Annotated in this window: 16 protein-coding genes; all 16 read left to right on the top strand. The window is 64.7% G+C overall.

Translation table 11 applies throughout. The features are described 5' to 3' along the window. Positions 1-136: 136 nt before the first annotated feature. The 16 genes from AC6H42_RS07525 (at position 137) to AC6H42_RS07450 (ending at position 20,594) form a co-directional block, all read left to right on the top strand. Entirely contained in the window at positions 137-3,262 is a 3,126-nt protein-coding gene (locus AC6H42_RS07525) for a DEAD/DEAH box helicase (protein WP_057154142.1), read from the top strand. 3 nt (positions 3,263-3,265) lie between these two features. Then, positions 3,266-4,309 carry a PAS domain-containing sensor histidine kinase gene (locus AC6H42_RS07520; RefSeq protein WP_497547752.1) on the top strand — a complete coding sequence of 348 codons (1,044 nt, stop codon included), beginning with the start codon at positions 3,266-3,268 and terminating at the stop codon, positions 4,307-4,309. 90 nt (positions 4,310-4,399) lie between these two features. Further along, on the top strand, positions 4,400-5,080 hold the full coding sequence (locus tag AC6H42_RS07515; protein ID WP_057154140.1) for a response regulator transcription factor: 681 nt from the start codon (positions 4,400-4,402) through the stop codon (positions 5,078-5,080). Between the two features lie 129 nt (positions 5,081-5,209). Further along, positions 5,210-6,796: a methyl-accepting chemotaxis protein gene (locus AC6H42_RS07510; protein ID WP_057154139.1), complete on the top strand. Its 1,587-nt coding sequence runs from the start codon at positions 5,210-5,212 to the stop codon at positions 6,794-6,796. A gap of 106 nt (positions 6,797-6,902) precedes the next feature. Further along, positions 6,903-7,613 carry a transposase gene (locus AC6H42_RS07505; RefSeq protein ID WP_057154138.1) on the top strand — a complete coding sequence of 237 codons (711 nt, stop codon included), beginning with the start codon at positions 6,903-6,905 and terminating at the stop codon, positions 7,611-7,613. Between the two features lie 132 nt (positions 7,614-7,745). Next, complete coding sequence (locus AC6H42_RS07500) at positions 7,746-12,467, top strand: glutamate synthase-related protein (protein ID WP_497547751.1); 4,722 nt, start codon at positions 7,746-7,748, stop codon at positions 12,465-12,467. A gap of 24 nt (positions 12,468-12,491) precedes the next feature. Continuing rightward, positions 12,492-13,955 (top strand): glutamate synthase subunit beta, encoded by a 1,464-nt coding sequence (locus AC6H42_RS07495; RefSeq protein ID WP_057154136.1) that lies wholly within the window; start codon positions 12,492-12,494, stop codon positions 13,953-13,955. A 128-nt stretch (positions 13,956-14,083) separates the two neighbouring features. Further along, complete coding sequence (locus AC6H42_RS07490; protein WP_497547750.1) at positions 14,084-14,548, top strand: hypothetical protein; 465 nt, start codon at positions 14,084-14,086, stop codon at positions 14,546-14,548. 221 nt (positions 14,549-14,769) lie between these two features. Beyond that, a complete protein-coding gene (locus AC6H42_RS07485) occupies positions 14,770-15,573 on the top strand; it encodes an ABC transporter ATP-binding protein (protein ID WP_082551668.1) in 804 nt (267 codons plus the stop codon). After that, positions 15,570-16,352 carry a lipid asymmetry maintenance ABC transporter permease subunit MlaE gene (gene mlaE / locus AC6H42_RS07480; RefSeq protein WP_057154133.1) on the top strand — a complete coding sequence of 261 codons (783 nt, stop codon included), beginning with the start codon at positions 15,570-15,572 and terminating at the stop codon, positions 16,350-16,352. The genes AC6H42_RS07485 and mlaE overlap by 4 nt, the downstream gene beginning before the upstream one ends. 44 nt (positions 16,353-16,396) lie before the next feature. Then, a complete protein-coding gene (mlaD, locus tag AC6H42_RS07475; RefSeq protein ID WP_056400019.1) occupies positions 16,397-16,867 on the top strand; it encodes an outer membrane lipid asymmetry maintenance protein MlaD in 471 nt (156 codons plus the stop codon). 11 nt (positions 16,868-16,878) lie between these two features. Continuing rightward, positions 16,879-17,715, top strand: coding sequence for an MlaA family lipoprotein (locus AC6H42_RS07470; protein ID WP_229418096.1), 837 nt, complete (start codon positions 16,879-16,881; stop codon positions 17,713-17,715). A gap of 32 nt (positions 17,716-17,747) precedes the next feature. Beyond that, positions 17,748-18,407 carry an MlaC/ttg2D family ABC transporter substrate-binding protein gene (locus tag AC6H42_RS07465; protein ID WP_057154131.1) on the top strand — a complete coding sequence of 220 codons (660 nt, stop codon included), beginning with the start codon at positions 17,748-17,750 and terminating at the stop codon, positions 18,405-18,407. 13 nt (positions 18,408-18,420) lie between these two features. After that, positions 18,421-18,762 carry an STAS domain-containing protein gene (locus AC6H42_RS07460; RefSeq protein WP_497547749.1) on the top strand — a complete coding sequence of 114 codons (342 nt, stop codon included), beginning with the start codon at positions 18,421-18,423 and terminating at the stop codon, positions 18,760-18,762. A 162-nt stretch (positions 18,763-18,924) separates the two neighbouring features. Further along, entirely contained in the window at positions 18,925-19,836 is a 912-nt protein-coding gene (locus tag AC6H42_RS07455) for an ABC transporter ATP-binding protein (RefSeq protein ID WP_057154129.1), read from the top strand. Further along, positions 19,833-20,594 carry an ABC transporter permease gene (locus AC6H42_RS07450; protein WP_057154128.1) on the top strand — a complete coding sequence of 254 codons (762 nt, stop codon included), beginning with the start codon at positions 19,833-19,835 and terminating at the stop codon, positions 20,592-20,594. The genes AC6H42_RS07455 and AC6H42_RS07450 overlap by 4 nt, the downstream gene beginning before the upstream one ends. Positions 20,595-20,599: the final 5 nt, after the last annotated feature.

Raw genomic sequence — 20,599 nt, 5'->3', positions numbered from 1 at the left:
CGGCAGCGATGCGCCAACTTGCTTCGTCCTATGTTGGAAGAAACACAAACAAGAGTTACGCTAAACCGGATAATATTGCATGTTGCAGTTTTTGAACCGTCTTCAAACCGTCATCGATCAGTAACAAATGCGCACTATGGATTTGACCCGCGACGAAACCCGCGAAACGACTGCGCCGGCCCCGGCCTCCGCCCCGGCATCGGCCCCCGCTCCCCAACTGCCCTACGCCGTCGCGACGTGGCTGCAGCGGGTGGACGCTGCCGCGCACCCGAAAGCCAAGCTGCTGGCGGTCGAGCCCGACCCCAAGGCAGCCCAGCCGCAATACAAACTGATCTATGTGCTGGCGCCCACCAGCGGCGGGCGCCACGTGGCGCTGTGCCTGTACAAGGCGCGCCTGCGGCCGAACGGCGACGTGGCCGCCGCCACCCCGGTCAGCGAAGTGTTTTCGCTGCTGTCTGCCCCGCCCAGCTTCCTGGCGGGCGGCGACGATGACCTGATCCGTTTCTTCGTGGCCATGCGCAGCGGTCCGAATTCCCAGACCGGCACCGCCACCGAGCCGCGCGGCAAGATCGGCGCGGCGCTGCTGACCATGCTGGCCGAGCAGGACAAGCTGCTGTGGGCCAACTCCTGGGCCGACGTGGGCAACGGCCTGGTCTATCCGATGAAGTTCGGCCCCCTGCGCCAGGCCAACCTGGCGTGGCGCGAGGAAGGCAAGGGCCTGCGCCTGGGCTGGGCGGTGGAGCCGCCCGAGGGCGCGCGCCACCACGGCGCCGACCAGATCGACTACATGCTGCCGACCGAACCGCCGTGGTATATCGACAACCTGTCGTGCGGCGAGCTGTTCCTGAACCAGGGCGGCGCCGAGATCCCGCTGGCCGACCTGCAGGCGCTGGTGGCGCAGGCGCCGCTGCTCACCAGCAACGACAAGCTGCGCGTGTCGCAGCTGCTGCTGGCGCACGGCCTGCAGCAGCTGATGCCGCTGCCCCAGCCGCTGCCGCAGCGCCTGCGCCAGGACGTCAAGCCGCGCCCCATCCTGGTGCTGGACGCGGCCATGCTGGCCGACGGCAGCGTGCAGCGCTGGCACGACTTCGCCGTGCTGTCCTACGACTATGACGGCGAGCGCGTCTCGTTCGACCCGTCCCAGCGCGTGGTGCGCCAGCGCGGCGATGTGACCGAAGTGATACAGCGCGACGAGCAGGCCGAGGCCGATGCGCTGGCCACGCTGGCGGCGCTGGGCTTCCGCAAGCCCAGCGCGCTGCCGCTGTCGAGCGTGCGCGGCGGCCTGCTGCTGGCCGGCCAGGCCGACTGGCTGCGCTTCGCGGCCGACGGCGTGAATGAATTGATGGCGCACGGTTGGCAGGTGGAGAAATCGGCCAAGTACCGCTACGACGTGACGGCCGTGGACGGCTGGTACGCCGAAGTCGAGCCGGACGAGGCCGACGGCGGCAACGCCTGGTTCGACCTGGAGCTGGGCATCACGGTGGAAGGCGAGCGCATCCCGCTGCTGCCGGTGCTGGTGCAGATGATACGCAACGCGCCGCTGGACTTCAGCCCGAAGGCGCTGGCGTCCCACGCCGAGGAGGACCAGATGCTGGCCACGCTGGCCGACGGCACCCGCGTGGCGCTGCCGTGGAACCGCGTCAAGCCCATCCTGGCCACGCTGGGCGAGCTGTATTTCAACGACAAGATCAAGCACGCGGTGCACATGGCCACGCTGGACGCGGCGCGCCTGGACGAGCTGGCCCGCCTGGTCGATTTCGACTGGAGCGGCGGCGAGGAACTGCGCGACATGGGCCGCAAGCTGAACCAGTTCAACTCGGTCAAGCGCGTGCCCACGCCGGCCGGCCTGCGCGCCACCTTGCGCGACTACCAGGCCGACGGCCTGGCCTGGATGCAGTTCCTGCGCGAGTACGGCCTGGCCGGCATCCTGGCCGACGACATGGGCCTGGGCAAGACCGTGCAGACCCTGGCCCACATCCTGGTGGAAAAGGAAGCCGGGCGCCTGACGCACCCGGTGCTGGTGATCGCGCCGACCAGCCTGATGGGCAACTGGCAGGACGAGGCCGCGCACTTCGCGCCCGACCTGCGCGTGCTGCTGCTGCAGGGCAAGGACCGCATGCAGCAGTTCGAGCAGATCCAGCAGTCCGACCTGGTGCTGACCACCTACGCGCTGCTGCCGCGCGACGAGGAAAAGCTGCGCGAGCATGAGTTCCACATGGTGATCCTGGACGAGTCGCACTACATCAAGAACACCCGCTCCAAGGCGGCCCAGAGCGCCGGCCTGCTGAAGGCCAAGCACCGCCTGTGCCTGTCCGGCACGCCGCTGGAAAACCACCTGGGCGAGCTGTGGTCGCAGTTCCACTTCCTGCTGCCCGGCCTGCTGGGCGACGAGAAATCGTTCAACGCCCAGTTCCGCCATCCGATCGAGCGCCAGGACGACCCGCAGCGCCGCGCGCTGCTGAACCGCCGCATCAAGCCCTTCCTGCTGCGCCGGACCAAGGACAACGTGGCCAAGGAATTGCCGGCCAAGACCGAGATGGTGCGCAAGGTGGAGCTGACCGGCGCCCAGCGCGACCTGTACGAGACGGTGCGCCTGGCCATGGACCAGAAAGTGCGCGAGGAGATCGACCGCAAGGGCGTGGCGCGCAGCCAGATCGTGATCCTGGAGGCGCTGCTCAAGCTGCGCCAGGTGTGCTGCGACCCGCGCCTGGTGAAGTCGCTGCCGTCGAAAAAGCAGACCGCCGGTTCGGCCAAGCTGACCGACCTGATGCAGATGGTCGAGGATTTGCTGGAAGAAGACCGCAAGATCCTGGTGTTTTCGCAGTTCACCTCGATGCTCGAGCTGATCGAGGAGGAACTCGAGCTGCGCGACATCCCCTACGCGCTGCTGACCGGCGAAACCAAGGACCGCAGCGCGCAGGTGGCCGCCTTCCAGCAGGGCGCGGTGCCGATCTTCCTGATCAGCCTGAAAGCCGGTGGCGTCGGCCTGAACCTGACCGCGGCCGACACCGTGATCCACTACGACCCGTGGTGGAACCCGGCGGCCGAGAACCAGGCCACCGACCGCGCCTGGCGCATCGGCCAGGACAAGCCGGTGTTCGTCTACAAGCTGATCGCCAAGGGCACGCTGGAGGAGAAAATCCAGGTGCTGCAGCAGAAGAAGTCCGACCTGGCGCAGTCCATCCTGGCCGAGGGCGAATCGCAGAAGATGGCGCTGACGCAGGAAGACCTGCAGCAGATCTTCGCCCCGCTGGCGGACTAGGCCATGGACGACCCGGCCTTCAATCCCGAGCTCTACAAGCAAATCCTCGACAACAGCAGCGAGGTGCATTTCCTGCTGGACTGCGAAAGCGGCCGCATCCAGTACCTGAGCCCGGCGGCCGGGCGCCGCTTCGGCTACAACCTGGAGCGCGCGCAAGCGCTGTCGGACCTGCTGGTGGCCGACTTGCCGCTGCGGCTGGAGCGCTTCGCGGCGGGCGAGCGCAGCCGCCTCCGCGTGCGCCGCGAGCTGGAAGTGGCGCACGCCGACGGCCACTTGATCCCGGTGGAGATCGAATCGACGCTGGTGCTAAACGACATCGGCGCCGCCGTCGCGCTGTCCGGCTCGGTGCGCGACGTCAGCGAGCGCCAGCAATGGCAGAAGCAGCAGAAGAAGTTCGCCTCCATGCTGTCGCACGAGTTCCGCACCCCGCTGTCGACCATTGACGGCGCCATCCAGCGCCTGGAAATGACGGGCGCCCACCACGACGAAGCGACCCGCAAGCGCTACACCAAGATCCAGAACGCGGTCGAGCGCCTGCTGGCCATGCTGGACGAGTACCTGTCGCCCGAGCGCATGGCCAGCATCGGCCGCCGGCGCCAGCCCAACGAGGTCTCGCCGCTGGCGCTGCTGGAGCATGCCGCCGGGCAGGCCCAGGCCCGGCGCGCCGCAGTCCGCGTGGTGGAGGACGGCTTGCCGCAATGGATGCGCTGCGATCCGGCCGGCATGCGCCTCGTCCTGGACATTTTGCTGGACAATGCCATTAAGTACACAGATGATAGCGACGAGATAACGCTTGTCGGCAAAAAAGCAACAGAAGGCGGAATAGAGTTGTCGGTATCGGACCGGGGGGCTGGCATACCTGCCGATGAAGTGGGTAAGCTGTTCGACAGGGGCTTTCGCGGCCGCGCCGCCGACGGCATACCGGGCTCGGGCCTGGGCCTGTACATGGCGCGCGCGGTGGTGGAAGTGCACGGCGGCACGCTGACGGTGGAAAATTTTGCTGAAAGCGGCAAGAAATTTAGGATTTGGCTGCCTATACCGGCCTGAGCCGGGAAATACCTTGCGCCGCGCGATTGCAACCGTGATAATTCTCGCACGCAAGCTTCGGCTTGCAACTAATTTGAGATTGGCGCATCAATGACGCAAATACTGATCGTGGAAGACAATCTGGACTATGCCGAGGAAATGGCAGAGTTCCTGACTGAGCTTGAACACGAAGTCCACATCACCAACAACGCCGGCGAAATGTGGTCGGCACTCAGCCAGGGCAACGTTGGCGTGGTGGTGCTCGACCTGGGCCTGCCCGACGAGGACGGCTTCAACGTCATTCCGCGCATGCGCCAGCTGTATCCGCAGATCGGCCTGCTGGTGCTGACCGGCCGCGTGGCCTTCGACAACCGCATCCTCGGCCTGCGCCTGGGCGCCGACCATTACCTGACCAAGCCCATCAAGTTCCCGGAACTGGCCGCCCATATCGAGGCGCTGGACCGCCGCGTCGGTCCGCAGGAGCCGGTGCCGCTGCCCAATAAGTGGACCTTGAAGCTCAGCGCCCGCCTGCTGGAACTGTCCGGCCAGTCCATCACGCTGACGGAAAAAGAATGCAACTTCCTGCACCTGCTGACGATTAACACGCGTCCCGTGCCGCGCCAGGTCATCGTGGCCGGCATCGGCGGCGACGACCCGGACGCCGGCCGCCGCGTCGACATGCTGGTGTACCGCCTGCGCAAGAAGGCGCGCAGCGGCCTGGGCGAGGATCTGCCGCTGCGCAGCGCCTACGGCGAAGGCTACAGTCTGTCCGCCAGCTTCAACCTCTCCTGAAACGGATGGCGCCGCCGCGCGCGGCGTGACATTGCAATAGTTTCCAGCCATACCATTTGACTTACCATGGACTTCCAGGCGCCGCCTGTGGTCCGGTGCGGTTGCGGCGCGTCCTTGCGGGAGGGTGCTATGGTAAAGGTGCGGAATCTGGGGATAGGCGTGCGGCTGGGCGGCGGCTTCGGCGTCGTCATGCTGATGATGCTGATGATGGCGGCGGCCGGCGTCTGGCGCTTGCAGGCGGTGGGCCAGCTGAGCGAGGAGATGGTGGGCAGCGCCATGCTCAAGGAGCGCCTGACCGCCGAGTGGCATGGCCTGATCAGCATCAGCGGCGTGCGCGTGATGGCGTTCGCCCGCAATCCCGAACAAGTGGAATCGAAGGCCGAGGCCGACAAGGCGGCCGCCACGCGCGAGCGCGTCAACGCCATCCAGAAGCAGCTCGAACCGCTGCTGGCCAGCGGCGAGGAAAAGCGCCTGCTGGAGGCCGTGGGCGCGGTGCGCAAGGACTACGCCGCCACCCGCGACGCGGTGTTCGCGCTGAAGAAGGGCGGCGACGCCGACGGCGCCCGGCAATTGGTGGACGGCAAGCTGGAACGGCAGTTCGCGGGCTACCAGCGCGCCGTCGAACAGATCGGCGAGCACGAGGCCGGCGTGGGCCGGGTGCTGGCCGGCCAGGTGCAGCAGCAGTTCCGCGACGGCCGCCTGTTCCTGCTGGCCATGGCCTGCGGCGTGCTGCTGCTGGGCAGCTGGTTCGCCTACGTGCTCACGCGCTCCATCACGGCGCCGCTGGCGCAGGCGGTGCGCGTGGCGCAGACCGTTGCCGCAGGTGACTTGAGCAGCCGGATCCGGGTCGACAGCCGGGACGAGACGGGCCAGTTGCTGCAGGCGCTGAAGGAGATGAACGCCAGCCTGGTGCGCATCGTCAGCCAGGTGCGCGGCGGCACGGAGACCATCGCCAGCGCCTCCGGCGAGATCGCCAGCGGCAACCTGAACCTGTCGTCCCGCACCGAGCAGCAGGCCAGCTCGCTGCAGCAGACCGCGTCCTCGATGGAGGAGCTGACCGCCACCGTCAAGCAGAACGGCGACAATTCGCGCCAGGCGCACACGCTGGCGCTGTCGGCGTCGGACGTGGCGCAGCGCGGCGGCGCCGTGGTCAGCCAGGTGGTCGACACCATGGGCATGATCAACGCCTCGGCCCACAAGATCGTCGACATCATCGGCGTCATCGACGGCATCGCCTTCCAGACCAATATCCTGGCGCTGAACGCGGCGGTGGAGGCGGCCCGTGCCGGCGAGCAGGGGCGCGGCTTTGCCGTGGTGGCGTCCGAGGTGCGCAACCTGGCCCAGCGCAGCGCGGCGGCGGCGCGCGAAATCAAGGTGCTGATCGGCGACTCGGTGGAAAAAGTGTCCACCGGCGCCAGGCTGGTGGACCAGGCCGGCAGCACCATGGAGGAAATCGTGGTCAATGTGCGCCGGGTGAGCGACATCATCGGCGAAATCACCGCCGCCAGCGTGGAGCAGACCAGCGGCATCGAGCAGATCAACCGCGCCATTTCGCAGATGGACCAGGTAACCCAGCAGAACGCAGCCCTGGTCGAGGAAGCGGCGGCGGCCGCCGCCGCGCTGCAGGACCAGAGCCAGGCGCTGGCCCACGCGGTCAGCGTGTTCCAGCTGGCCGGCCCGCCTTCCGGACGGCGCGCGCTGGCAGCGCCGCAATAATCAGGGACGGAGTCAAGGCGATTTTCGCGCGCCGCGAAATAATTGGGGACAGAGTGGGTGGGATGCGGTAGCATGGGCGTTTTCCACCACGCTGATCCCCGCTGCCATGGCCCGTCTGCCCCGCCTCATCGTTCCTTTCCAGCCCCACCACGTGGTCCAGCGCGGCCTGAACGGCCAGGCCCTGTTCCAGGACGCCGACGACTATATCGCCTTTCTTGCCTGGCTGCGCAGCGCCGCCAAAAACTGGAAGGTGGCCGTGCATGCCTACGTATTGACGCCCGCCGAGCTGCATTTCCTGGTCACCCCCAGCGACGAAGACGGGCTGGGCTTGATGATGCAGTGGATAGGGCGCTACTACGTGCCCTACTTCAACCAGAAATACGGCCGCGCCGGCACCCTGTGGCAGGGCCGCTACAAGACCTCGCTCATCGACGCCGAGTCATACCTGATGAGCAATAGCCGTTATATCGAGTTCCTGCCGGTGCGCAAGGGCCTAGCGGGCCAGCCGGAGCAGTACGCCTGGTCCAGCTATGCCCACCATGCGGGCTTGCGCTCCGATCCGGCGGTGACCGACCACGCGCTGTACTGGGCGCTGGGCAACACGCCGTTCCAGCGCGAAGTGGCGTACAAGGAACTGGCCGGCAGCGACCTGTCCCCGGAGGAGATCGCCACGGTGGAACAGGCCGTGCTCAAGGGCTGGCCGCTGGGTTCGGAGCGCTTCAAGACGGAGCTGCAAAACCGCGTCAAGCGCCAGGTGTTGCCGGCCAAGCGCGGCCGTCCCTTCAAGAAAAGTGCGCCGGCCGAACAAGGCGAATGACTGTGTCCCTAATTAAATTTCAAACCGACGCGTAAAAAATTAATTCGACTCCGACCCTAATTATTCTTGTTGAGTTTTTTTGTGCATTGCACTACTCTGACTTTTCGATAGTTATCAGCAGTGGAGAAACGCATGATTGCGCAAGGTTTGTACGACCCAGCTAATGAACATGACGCCTGCGGCGTCGGTTTCGTCGCCCACATCAAGGGCAACAAGAGCCATTCCATCGTGGAGCAGGGTCTGCTGATCCTGAAGAACCTGGATCACCGGGGCGCCGTGGGCGCCGATGCGCTGATGGGCGATGGCGCCGGCATCCTGATCCAGATCCCGGACCAGTACTACCGCGACGAAATGGCCAAGCAGGGCGTGGAACTGCCGCCGCCAGGCGAATACGGCGTGGGCATGGTGTTCCTGCCGAAGGAAAACGCGTCGCGCATCGCCTGCGAACAGGAAATCGAGCGCGCCGTGCGCATCGAAGGCCAGGTCGTGCTGGGCTGGCGCAATGTGCCGGTCGACTACGACATGCCGATGTCGCCCACCGTGCGCGCCAAAGAACCGATCATCCGCCAGATCTTCATCGGCCGCGGCCCGGACATCATGGTGACCGACGCGCTCGAGCGCAAACTGTATGTGATCCGCAAATCGTCCGGCCACGCCATCCAGGCGCTCAAACTGCTGCACGGCAAGGAATTCTTCGTGCCGTCGATGTCGGCCCGCACCGTGGTCTACAAAGGCCTGCTGCTGGCCGACCAGGTCGGCGTCTACTATAAAGACTTGCAGGATCCGCGCTGCATCTCGGCGCTGGCGCTGGTGCACCAGCGGTTCTCCACCAACACCTTCCCTGAGTGGCCGCTGGCCCACCCGTACCGCCTGATCGCCCACAACGGCGAAATCAACACGGTGAAAGGCAACTTCAACTGGATGCGCGCCCGCGAAGGCGTGATGAAGTCGGCCGTGCTGGGCGACGACCTGCAGAAGCTGTTCCCGCTGATCTACGAAGGCCAGTCGGACACCGCCTGCTTCGACAACGCGCTGGAACTGTTGCTGATGGCGGGCTATCCGCTGGCGCAGGCCATGATGATGATGATCCCCGAGGCGTGGGAAAACCACACCCTGATGGACGACAACCGCAAGGCCTTCTACGAATACCATGCGGCCATGATGGAACCATGGGACGGCCCGGCCGCCATGGCCTTCACCGACGGCCGCTACATCGGCGGCACGCTGGACCGCAACGGCTTGCGTCCCGCGCGCTACATCATCACCGACGACGACCTGGTGGTGATGGCGTCCGAATCGGGCGTGCTGCCGATCCCGGAATCGAAGATCATCCAGAAGTGGCGTCTGCAGCCGGGCAAGATGTTCCTGATCGACCTGGAAGCGGGCCGCATCATCGACGACAAGGAACTGAAGGACACCTACGCCAACGCCAAGCCCTACAAGGCCTGGATCAACGCGGTGCGCATCAAGCTCAACGAGATCAAGCTGTCCGAGAGCCAGCAGGCGCACAACCGCATCAAGTACAGCGCCGCGCCGGGCGAAAAAGCCGTCGCGTCCGTGCTGGACCGCCAGCAAGCCTTCGGCTACACCCAGGAAGACCTGCGTTTCCTGATGGCGCCGATGGCCGCCGCCGGCGAGGAAGCCACCGGCTCCATGGGCAACGACTCGCCGCTGGCCGTCATGTCCAACAAGCTCAAGCCGCTGTACAACTACTTCAAGCAGCTGTTCGCCCAGGTGACCAATCCGCCGATCGACCCGATCCGCGAAGCGATGGTGATGTCGCTGGTGTCCTTCATCGGCCCGAAACCGAACCTGCTCGACACCAACAACGTGAACCCGCCGATGCGCCTGGAAGTGTCGCAGCCGGTGCTGGGCTTCGACGACATGGCGCGCCTGCGCGGCATCTCGCTGCACACCGGCGGCAAGTTCAAGTCGTACGAGCTGAACATCTGCTACCCGCTGGCCTGGGGCAAGGAAGGCGTGGAAGCCTGCCTGGCCTCGCTGTGCGCGGAAGCCGTTGACGCGGTCAAGTCCGGCCACAACATCCTGATCGTGTCGGACCGTTCGATCGGCCCGGACCGCGTGGCAATCCCGGCGCTGCTGGCCACCTCCACCATCCACCAGCACCTGGTGTCGAAAGGCCTGCGCGCCTCGACCGGCCTGGTGGTGGAAACCGGCTCGGCCCGCGAAACCCACCACTTCGCCCTGCTGGCGGGCTACGGCGCGGAAGCCGTGCACCCCTATCTGGCGATGGAAACGCTGATGGAGCTGGCCCACGAAATGTCGGGCGAGCTGAGCGGCGAGCAAGCCATCTACAACTATACCAAGGCCATCGGCAAGGGCTTGATGAAGGTCATGTCCAAGATGGGCATCTCGACCTATATGTCGTACTGCGGCGCGCAGATCTTCGAAGCGATCGGCCTGAACAAGTCGCTGGTGGACAAGTACTTCAAGGGCACCGCCTCCAACGTGGAAGGCATCGGCGTGTTCGAAGTGGCGGAAGAAGCGCTGCGCCTGCACAACCTGGCCTTCGGCAACGATCCGCTGCTGAAGGAAGCGCTGGACGCGGGCGGCGAGTACGCCTTCCGCATCCGCGGCGAGGACCACCTGTGGACGCCGGACGCGATCGCCAAGCTGCAGCACTCGACCCGCGCCAACAACTACTCGACCTATAAAGAGTACGCGCAGATCATCAACGACCAGAGCAAGCGCCACCTGACCCTGCGCGGCCTGTTCGAGTTCAAGCTCGACCCGGCCAAGGCCATCGCGCTGGACGAAGTCGAGCCGGCCAAGGAAATCGTCAAGCGCTTCGCCACCGGCGCCATGTCGCTCGGCTCGATCTCGACCGAGGCGCACGCCACCCTGGCCGTGGCCATGAACCGCATCGGCGGCAAGTCCAACACCGGCGAAGGCGGCGAAGATCCGGCCCGCTACAGCATGGAACTGAAGGGCATCCCGATCAAGCAGGGCGACACCATGGCCTCCGTGGTGGGCAAGGAACAAGTGGTGGTCGACATTCCGCTGCAGGCGGGCGACTCCATGCGTTCGCGCATCAAGCAGGTGGCCTCGGGCCGCTTCGGCGTCACCGCCGAGTACCTGAACTCGGCCGACCAGATCCAGATCAAGATGGCGCAGGGCGCCAAGCCCGGCGAAGGCGGCCAGCTGCCGGGCCATAAAGTGTCCGAATACATTGCCCAGCTGCGCTTCTCGGTGCCGGGCGTGGGCCTGATTTCGCCGCCGCCGCACCACGACATCTACTCGATCGAAGATCTGGCCCAGCTGATCCACGACCTGAAGAACGTCAACCCGCGCGCCTCGATCTCGGTCAAGCTGGTGTCCGAAGTCGGTATCGGCACCGTGGCCGCCGGCGTCACCAAGGCCAAGGCCGACCACGTGGTGGTGGCCGGCCATGACGGCGGCACCGGCGCCTCGCCGCTGTCCTCGGTCAAGCATGCCGGCACCCCTTGGGAGCTGGGCCTGGCCGAGACCCAGCAGACGCTGGTGCTCAACGGCCTGCGCAGCCGCATCCGCGTCCAGGCCGACGGCCAGATGCGCACCGGCCGCGACGTGGTGATCGCCGCCATGCTGGGCGCCGACGAGATCGGCTTCGCCACCGCGCCGCTGGTGGTGGAAGGCTGCATCATGATGCGCAAATGCCACCTGAACACCTGCCCGGTGGGCGTGGCCACCCAGGATCCGGTGCTGCGCGCCAAGTTCCAGGGCAAGCCGGAATACGTGGTGAACTACTTCTTCTTCGTAGCCGAAGAAGCGCGCCAGCTGATGGCCCAGCTGGGCATCCGCACTTACGACGAGCTGATCGGCCGCGTGGACCTGCTGGACAAGTCCAAAGCCATCACCCACTGGAAGGCGCAGGGCCTGGACTTCAGCAACATCTTCTTCCAGCCGCAGGTGCAGGGCGAGCAAGCCATCCGCCACGTGGAAGACCAGGACCACGGCCTGGACAAGGCGCTGGACCACAAGCTGATCGCGCAAGCCAAGGCCGCGCTGGAGAAGGGCGAACGGGTGTCCTTCATCTCGCCGGTGAAGAACCTGAACCGCACCGTGGGCACCATGCTGTCGGGCGAAGTGGCCAAGCGCTACGGCCACGCCGGCCTGCCGGACGACACCATCCACATCCAGCTGCAGGGCACGGCCGGCCAGTCCGCCGCCGCTTTCCTGGCGCACGGCATCACGCTGGACCTGGTGGGCGAGGGCAACGACTACGTCGGCAAGGGCTTGTCGGGCGGCCGCATCATCGTGCGTCCGAACACCGAGTTCCGCGGCTGGGCCGTCAACAACATCATCATCGGCAACACCGTGCTGTACGGCGCGATTGCCGGCGAAGCCTTCTTCAACGGCGTGGCCGGTGAACGCTTCGCGGTGCGCAACTCGGGCGCCACGGCCATTGTCGAAGGCGTGGGCGACCACGGCTGCGAATACATGACCGGCGGCACCGTGGTGGTGCTGGGCGCCACTGGCCGCAACTTCGCGGCGGGCATGTCGGGCGGCATCGCCTACGTGTACGACCCGGACGGCGATTTCGCGCAGAAGTGCAACCCCGCCATGGTCAGCCTGGAGTCCGTGCTGCCTGCCGCCGAGCAGAAGCTGGACCGGAACACCTGGCACGCGCAGCACCGCGACGGCGAACCGGAGGCCGACGAGGTGATCCTGAAGCGCCTGATCGAGCGCCACTTCAAGCACACCGGCAGCACCCGCGCCCGCCTGTTGCTCGACAACTGGGCCGAAGGCCGCGCCAAGTTCGTGAAAGTATTCCCGAACGAGTACAAGCGCGCCCTGATCGAGATGGCGGACAACGCCGCGCTGGAAATGGAAACCCAGGCCATCGCCGCCTGAACTGGACAAGAATAAGGAATTATCGTGGGTAAAATCACCGGCTTCATGGAATTCAAGCGTCAGGAAGAGAGCTATCTGGCTCCCGAGTCGCGCCTCAAGAACTACAAGGAATTCGTCCTGCACCTGAGCAACGACCAGGCCAAGGTGCAAGGCGCGCGCTGCATGGACTGCGGCATCCCGTTCTGCAACAACGGCTGCCCGGTCAACAACATCATCCCGGACTGGAACGACCTGGTCTATCGCGGCAACTACCGCGACGCGCTGGACGTGCTGCACTCGACCAACAACTTCCCCGAGTTCACCGGCCGCATCTGCCCGGCGCCGTGCGAAACGGCCTGTACCCTGGGCATCAGCGACGACCCGGTGGGCATCAAGTCGATCGAGCACAAGATCATCGACGAAGGCTGGGCGCACGGCTGGGTGGTACCCCAGCCGGCCGAAAGCAAGACCGGCAAGAAGGTCGCTGTCGTGGGCTCCGGCCCGGCCGGCCTGGCGGCGGCCCAGCAGCTGGCCCGTGTCGGCCACGACGTGACCGTGTTCGAGAAGAGCGACCGCATCGGCGGCCTGCTGCGCTACGGCATTCCCGACTTCAAGATGGAAAAGTCGCACATCGACCGCCGCGTCGAGCAGATGCAGGCCGAAGGCGTGACTTTCCGCACCAGTGTGCTGATCGGCAAGGATTTCCCGGCCAATGTCAACAACTGGGCCAAGGAAACCATCTTCCCGGAAGACCTGGAGAAGGAATTCGACGCCGTGATCCTGGCCGGCGGCGCCGAGCAGCCGCGCGACCTGCCGGTACCGGGCCGCGAGCTGAAGGGCGTGCACTTCGCCATGGACTTCCTGCCGCAGCAGAACAAGATCAACGCCGGCGACAAGGTGAAAGACCAGATCAAGGCCACCGGCAAGCACGTGGTGGTGATCGGCGGCGGCGACACCGGTTCCGACTGCGTCGGCACCTCGAACCGCCAGGGCGCAGCCTCGGTGACCCAGTTCGAACTGATGCCGATGCCGCCGGAACAAGAAAACAAGCCGCTGGTGTGGCCATACTGGCCGACCAAGCTGCGCACCTCCTCGTCGCACGAGGAAGGCTGCGAGCGCGACTGGGCGGTGGCCACCAAGCGCCTGGAAGGCAAGGGCGGCAAGGTCGAGAAGCTGATCGCCTGCCGCGTGGAGTGGAAGGACGGCAAGATGCAGGAAGTGCCGAACTCCGAATTTGAAATGAAGGCCGACCTGGTGTTCCTGGCCATGGGCTTCGTGTCGCCGGTGCAAAACATCCTGGATGCCTTCAGCGTCGACAAGGATGGCCGCGGCAACGCCAAGGCCAGCACCGAGGGCGAGCAGAGCTACAAGACCTCGGTCGCCAAAGTATTTGCCGCCGGCGACATGCGCCGTGGCCAGTCCCTCGTGGTCTGGGCCATCCGCGAAGGCCGCCAGTGCGCCCGCGCAGTCGATGAATTCCTGATGGGTTCGTCGGTCCTGCCGCGCTGATTCCCAAGTAGTAGTTTCACTCCCACCGGAGCACGACGGGCGATCCTCGACGGCTCCGGTTTTTTTATTGACAATGCGGCAATCATTTGCGATATTGAACGACTTAACGCACGGAGAGGGATGACGTTGTGGCGACCATTAGCGGCCTGACGCAAAAGTACGATTCGATTGAAAAGAGCGGCTACGTCATGTGGCAGCTGAGTCCTGCGCCCGGCGGCTACCGCCAGGCCCATGTCACCATCTCCGACGACACCCACGCCGTGATGGTGCGTTCCTGGCCGCATCTGACCTGGAAAAACGCGAAGGGCACGCCGACCCATCTGTACTTCTGCCTGAAGGGCGGCGAATACGTCTACCTGAAGTCCAACCGTGGCAAATATGAAACGCCGGGGGCCGCCGACCTGGCGCTGGCCCAGCGCTGCGTCTACGACATGGTGTTCAACAAACAATTGCCCGCCAGCGAGCAGCATAAGGTGGATATCGCCGCTGAAATGGAGCGCCGCCGCCTCGAGCAGCTCGCCGCGGTGGCCAGCCATGACGCCCGCATCAAATCCGACAAGGCGGCCGGCCTGGTGTGGGGCAAGCGCGTCTAGCCGCGTTCGCCGGCGGCGCGGCATCAGGCCCTGAGGGGCCTTTTCTTTGGCTGCGCTTTGCTGCAATGCAGCAATTAACAAACCTTTCCAGATGTAAATTACTGACTTTCTAGTTATTAATGTTGTATTATTTGCCTCTTGCCTCCCCCTCCCGAGGGGGCTCTCAGCAGAGGTTGGCGTTTCTGCACTACAATACGGGATTCAAAAAAGTGAGCGTGGTCGTGCCGAATCTAGTCGAAATCCGTGATTTACACTTCTCCTATGGAAAAAGGTCGATATTGTCGGGCCTCCAGATGGACTTCCCGCGCGGGAAGGTGGTGGCGGTCATGGGTGGCTCGGGCAGCGGCAAGACCACGGTGCTGCGCCTGATCGGCGGCCAGATCCGCCCGTCCAAGGGCCACGTGTCGGTGGACGGCCAGATCGTTCACAAATTGAAGACCGACGACCTGTATCTGCTGCGCCGCAAAATGGGCATGCTGTTCCAGCACGGCGCGCTGTTTACCGACCTGTCGGTGTTCGAGAACGTGGCCTTCCCGCTGCGCGAGCACACCGACCTGGCCGAAGAGCTGATCCGCGACCTGGTGCTGATGAAACTGCACGCCGTGGGCCTGCGCAACGCCGCCAGGATGAAGCCGGGCGAGATTTCCGGCGGCATGGCGCGCCGCGTGGCGCTGGCGCGCTCCATCGCGCTCGACCCGCAACTGATTATGTACGATGAACCGTTCGCCGGCCTGGACCCGATATCGATGGGCGTGACCGCCAACCTGATCCGCAACCTGAACGACGCGCTCGGCTCGACCACCATCCTGGTGTCGCACGACGTGAAGGAATCGTTCCACATCGCCGACTACGTCTACTTCCTGTCGCAGGGCAAGGTGGTGGCGCACGGCACGCCGGACGAAATGATGGTGTCGGCCGACCCTTACGTGAAGCAGTTCGTGCACGCCGAGGCCGACGGCCCGGTGCCCTTCCACTACCCGGGCAAGTCGCTGGCGGCCGACCTGGGCCTGAAGGAGCGCGCATGATCGGCCGCCTGCTGGAGCGCCTCGGCAACTGGGTGCGCGAACACATCGAAGGCGTCGGCTACAGTACCCGCACCTTCTTCTACATGCTGGGCGTATCGCCCGGCCTGCTGCGCCGTCCGCGCCTGATCGTCGAGCAACTGCACTTCATCGGCAATTATTCGATGCTCATCATTACGCTGTCCGGCCTGTTCGTCGGCATGGTGCTGGGCCTGCAGGGCTATTACACGCTGAACAAATACGGCGCCGAGCAGTCGCTCGGCCTGCTGGTGGCGCTGGGGCTGACGCGCGAACTGGGGCCGGTGATCACCGCGTTGCTGTTCGCCGGCCGCGCCGGCACCTCGCTGACGGCGGAAATCGGCCTGATGAAGGCGGGCGAACAGCTGTCGGCCATGGAAATGATGGCGGTCAACCCGGTGCAGCGCGTGCTGGCGCCGCGTTTCTGGGCCGGTGTGATTGCCGTGCCGGTGCTGGCCTCGATTTTCAGCGCGGTCGGCATCTTCGGCGGCTACCTGGTCGGCGTGCAGCTGATCGGCGTGGACGAGGGCGCTTTCTGGTCGCAGATGCAGGGCGGCGTGGACCTCTGGAAAGATGTGTTCAACGGTTTCGCCAAGAGTATCGTGTTTGGCATCGCCATCACCTTCATCGCGCTGTACCAGGGCTACGAAGCCCGCCCCACGCCGGAAGACGTGGCCGGCGCCACCACGCGCACCGTGGTGATCTCGTCGCTGATGATCTGGTGGCTGGACTTCATGTTGACGGCGCTGATGTTCAGCAAATAACGGCATTGTGCGCCGCAGAAATAAAAACAAGTTAGGATAGTGTCATGCAACGTAAATCTCTGGATCTGTGGGTCGGTTTGTTTGTCGTGCTGGGCGTGGCCGCGCTGGCCTTCCTGGCGCTGAAGGCGGGCAATGCCAGTTCGCTGTCGTTCGCCCCGACCTACGAAGTGACCGCCAAGTTCGACAATATCGGCAGCCTGCGCGAGCAGGCCGCAGTCAAGGCGTCCGGCGTGGTGGTGGGCCGCGTGGCCAAGATCCGCTTCGACGACAAGTCATATAAGGCGCTGGTGACCCTGAATATGGAAACCAGCTACGCATTCCCGAAAGACAGCTCGGCTAAAATCCTGACCGCTGGCTTGCTGGGCGAGCAATACATCGGCATCGAAGCCGGCGGCGACACCAACAACCTGGTGGCGGGCGACAAGATCGCGCGTACCCAGTCCGCTGCCGTGCTGGAAGACCTGATCAACCAATTTATCTACAGCAAAGCAGCTGAAGGAAAGGATAGCAACTAATGAGTGCATCGATGAAATTCCGTCACCTGGCCTTGCTTGTAGCGGCGGCCGCCACATTGACCGGCTGCGCCGGCCCCAACCCGCGCGACCCGTACGAGGGTTTTAACCGCAGCATGTTCAAGTTCAACGACGCGGTCGACCAGGCGGCACTGAAGCCTGCCGCCACCGCCTACAAGAACGTGCTGCCGACGTTTGTGCAGACCGGCGTGAACAATTTCTTCGGCAACCTGTCGGACGTGTGGAGCGCCGCCAACGGCTTCATGCAGGGCAAGGGCGAGCAGGGCATGTCGGACGTGATGCGCGTGGCGCTGAACTCCACCTTCGGCCTGCTGGGCGTGCTCGACATCGCCTCCGAAGCCGGCTTGCAGAAGCACAACGAGGACTTCGGCCAGACGCTGGGCTACTGGGGCGTGCAATCGGGCCCCTACCTGATGCTGCCGCTGCTGGGCCCGTCCACCGTGCGCGACACCGTGGCGCTGCCGCTGGACATCAAGGCCGACCCATGGGGTTATAAAGATCCTGTCAACGTGCGCAACATCGGCAGCGTTACCCGCGTGATCGACAAGCGTGCCGGCCTGCTGGACGCCACCAGCCTGATGGAAGAGGCGGCACTGGACCGTTACGAGTTCGTGCGCGACAGTTTCCTGCAAGCACGCGAGAGCAAGGTCTTCAATGGCGAATCCGGTCCGCGCGGCGGCAAGGGCGCCGACAAGAAGGAAGACAAGCAAGAAGACAAACCGGCAGCCAAGCCGGCCGCCGCCGATGCCGGCCATGGCAACGATGCGGCCCCGGTCACGGGCGAGGCTATAATGGCGGCACCGGCTGCGGAAAAGAACGCCAGCCTGTAACCCTGAAGCAACTAAAATAAGGTTCAACAGAGATGAAATTGATTAAACAGCTTTTCGCTTTCGCGACGGTCGCTTTCGCCTCCGCCGCCATGGCCGCCACCGCAGCCCCGGCCCCGGCCGGCAATGAAGCGCCGGACGTGCTGGTCAAGCGCATCAGCCAGGACGTGCTGGACACCGCCAAGGCCGACAAGGAAATCCAGGCCGGCAACCAGAAGCGCGTGATGGACCTGGTGGAAACCAAGATCCTGCCCTATGTCGACTTCCAGCGCATGACCTCGCTGGCCGCCGGCCGCTACTGGCGCGAAGCGAGCCCGGAACAGCAAAAGCAGCTGTCCACCGAGTTCCGTTCGCTGCTGATCTTCACCTACTCGGGCGCGCTGTCCCAGGTGAAGAACGAGACCATTGAATTCAAGCCGCTGCGCGCCGACCCGTCTGACACCGAAGTGGAAGTGCGTTCCCAGGTCAACGTGGCCCGTGGCGAGCCGATCCCGCTGAACTACCGCGTGGCCAAGTCGCCAAGCGGCTGGAAGATCTACGACATCAACGTGCTGGGCGCGTGGCTGGTCGAGACCTACAAGGGCACGTTCGCCTCGGAAATCAGCAAGGGCGGCATCGACGGCCTGATCAAGACCTTGTCCGAAAAGAACAAGAAGCTGGCCAGCCGTCCCATCAAAGCCGCTTCGGCCAAATAAAGACTTCAAGACCATGTCCGCATCCACCGACAACATGCAGTCCCTCACGTCCCTGACCGTGTCCAACGCCACTGCGGCGCTGGAGCAGGGCGTGGCGGCGATCGCCGGCGGCCAGTCCGTGTTCGACCTGTGCAATGTGCAGGCGGTGGATTCGGCCGCGGTGTCGGTCATGCTGGCATGGCAGCGCGCCGCGCAGGAAGCGGGCTTGCAGCTCGAGCTGAAGAACCTGCCGGCCAACCTGAAAAGCCTCACCAAGCTGTACGGCGTTTGCGCGCTGGTTTCACCCTCGCTGGCCGAATGCGGCGAAGCAAGCTCCCCGGCGGCCGCAGCGCCGCAGCATCACCGCCATCATTGACCCCCGCCCCACCCCCCCAGCAGTTTCCGGTCCGGCGTAGCCGAACCAAATTTCCAATATAATTGACCGTTGCCGTTGCCTGAGTGCCACGGCATATCGCACCTCCGGGTCCTGTGCCCTTCCCGCGACGGTCATGGTGCCGTAGCCAACTTAAAGCCAAGCATGACAGCAATCCAAATCAGCAATGTCGAGAAGCGCTACAAGTCGCTCCAGGCACTGGGCGGCGTCTCCCTCACCATCGAGGAGGGCGAATTCTTCGGCCTGCTCGGTCCCAATGGTGCCGGAAAAACCACACTCATTTCCATTATCGCCGGCCTGATCCGGCCCGACGCGGGCAAGGTCAGCATCCACGGCCACGACGTCACGGGCGACTTCCGCGCCGCGCGCCGCAAGCTCGGCGTGGTGCCGCAGGAACTGGTGTTCGACCCCTTTTTCACGGTGCGCGAAACCTTGCGCCTGCAGTCCGGCTACTTCGGCCTGCCCAACAACGACAAGTGGATCGACGAGGTGATGGAAAACCTCGACCTGACCAACAAGGCCGACGTCAACATGCGCGCGCTGTCGGGCGGCATGAAGCGCCGCGTGCTGGTGGCCCAGGCGCTGGTGCACAAGCCGCCCGTCATTGTGCTCGACGAGCCGACCGCCGGGGTGGACGTGGAACTGCGCCAGACGCTGTGGAAGTTCATCTCGCGCCTGAACCGCGAAGGCCACACCGTGGTGCTCACCACCCACTACCTGGAAGAGGCGCAGGCCATGTGCAAGCGCGTTGCCATGCTCAAGCTGGGCCAGGTGGTGGCGCTGGACACCATGTCCCAGCTGATCCGCCGCATCTCCGGCTCCTCGCTGATCCTGCACCTGAAGCAGGGCGCGCTGCCGGAAGACCTGCACCACCTGGTCACCCACCCGGAAGAGGCGGCCCAGGGCAAGTACAGCCTGCGCATCAATGAATACTCGGAAGTGGAGCAGATCCTGGCGCGGGTGCGCGCGAGCGGCGCCGTCATCGACGAGATGCAGCTGCAGCAGGCCGACCTGGAAGACATCTTCCTGCAAATCATGGACAAGGGGGCAGTATGATTTCCACCGGCTTCCGCACCCTGGTCTACAAGGAGACGTTGCGCTTCTACAAGGTCGCCACGCAAACCGTGGCCGCGCCCATCCTCACCGCCATGCTGTACCTGCTGATCTTCGGCCACGTGCTGGAAGGCCGCGTGCAGGTGTATCCGGGCGTGAGCTACACCGCCTTCCTGATTCCCGGCCTGGTGATGATGAGCGTGTTGCAGAACGCCTTCGCCAACTCCTCGTCCTCGCTGATCCAGTCCAAGATCACCGGCAACCTGGTGTTCGTGCTGCTCACGCCGCTGTCGCACTGGGAGATCTTCTCGGCCTACGTGATCGCCGCCATGGTGCGCGGCCTGGTGGTGGGCGCCGGCGTGTTCGTCGTCACCGCCTGGTTCGCCAACATGAGCTTCGTGGCGCCGCTGTGGATTTTGGTGTTCGCGCTGCTGGGCGCGGCCATCCTTGGCACCATGGGCCTGATTGCCGGCATCTGGGCCGAGAAATTCGACCAGCTGGCCGCGTTCCAGAACTTCCTGATCATGCCGCTGACCTTCCTGTCCGGCGTGTTCTACTCGATCCACTCGCTGCCGCCGTTCTGGCTCACCGTGTCGCACCTGAACCCGTTCTTTTACATGATAGACGGCTTCCGCCACGGCTTTTTCGGCCAGAGCGATGTCAACCCATTCATCAGCCTCGGCATCGTCGGCGCCTTCCTGGCCGTGCTGTCCTTGCTGGCCATACGTTTATTGAGCAGCGGTTACCGCCTGCGCCACTAAGAAGG

The organism is Massilia sp. NBRC 108631 (assembly GCF_059704565.1).
This window is presented reverse-complemented; position numbering and strand designations above follow the sequence as displayed.

Excerpts from the sequence above, each read along its gene's own strand:
- AC6H42_RS07525 (WP_057154142.1), top strand. The coding sequence starts at position 137 with ATGGATTTGACCCGCGACGAAACCCGCGAAACGACTGCGCCGGCCCCG.
- AC6H42_RS07520 (WP_497547752.1), top strand. The coding sequence starts at position 3,266 with ATGGACGACCCGGCCTTCAATCCCGAGCTCTACAAGCAAATCCTCGAC.
- AC6H42_RS07515 (WP_057154140.1), top strand. The coding sequence starts at position 4,400 with ATGACGCAAATACTGATCGTGGAAGACAATCTGGACTATGCCGAGGAA.
- AC6H42_RS07510 (WP_057154139.1), top strand. The coding sequence starts at position 5,210 with ATGGTAAAGGTGCGGAATCTGGGGATAGGCGTGCGGCTGGGCGGCGGC.
- AC6H42_RS07505 (WP_057154138.1), top strand. The coding sequence starts at position 6,903 with ATGGCCCGTCTGCCCCGCCTCATCGTTCCTTTCCAGCCCCACCACGTG.
- AC6H42_RS07500 (WP_497547751.1), top strand. The coding sequence starts at position 7,746 with ATGATTGCGCAAGGTTTGTACGACCCAGCTAATGAACATGACGCCTGC.
- mlaE (WP_057154133.1), top strand. The coding sequence starts at position 15,570 with ATGATCGGCCGCCTGCTGGAGCGCCTCGGCAACTGGGTGCGCGAACAC.
- mlaD (WP_056400019.1), top strand. The coding sequence starts at position 16,397 with ATGCAACGTAAATCTCTGGATCTGTGGGTCGGTTTGTTTGTCGTGCTG.
- AC6H42_RS07470 (WP_229418096.1), top strand. The coding sequence starts at position 16,879 with ATGAAATTCCGTCACCTGGCCTTGCTTGTAGCGGCGGCCGCCACATTG.
- AC6H42_RS07465 (WP_057154131.1), top strand. The coding sequence starts at position 17,748 with ATGAAATTGATTAAACAGCTTTTCGCTTTCGCGACGGTCGCTTTCGCC.
- AC6H42_RS07460 (WP_497547749.1), top strand. The coding sequence starts at position 18,421 with ATGTCCGCATCCACCGACAACATGCAGTCCCTCACGTCCCTGACCGTG.
- AC6H42_RS07455 (WP_057154129.1), top strand. The coding sequence starts at position 18,925 with ATGACAGCAATCCAAATCAGCAATGTCGAGAAGCGCTACAAGTCGCTC.
- AC6H42_RS07450 (WP_057154128.1), top strand. The coding sequence starts at position 19,833 with ATGATTTCCACCGGCTTCCGCACCCTGGTCTACAAGGAGACGTTGCGC.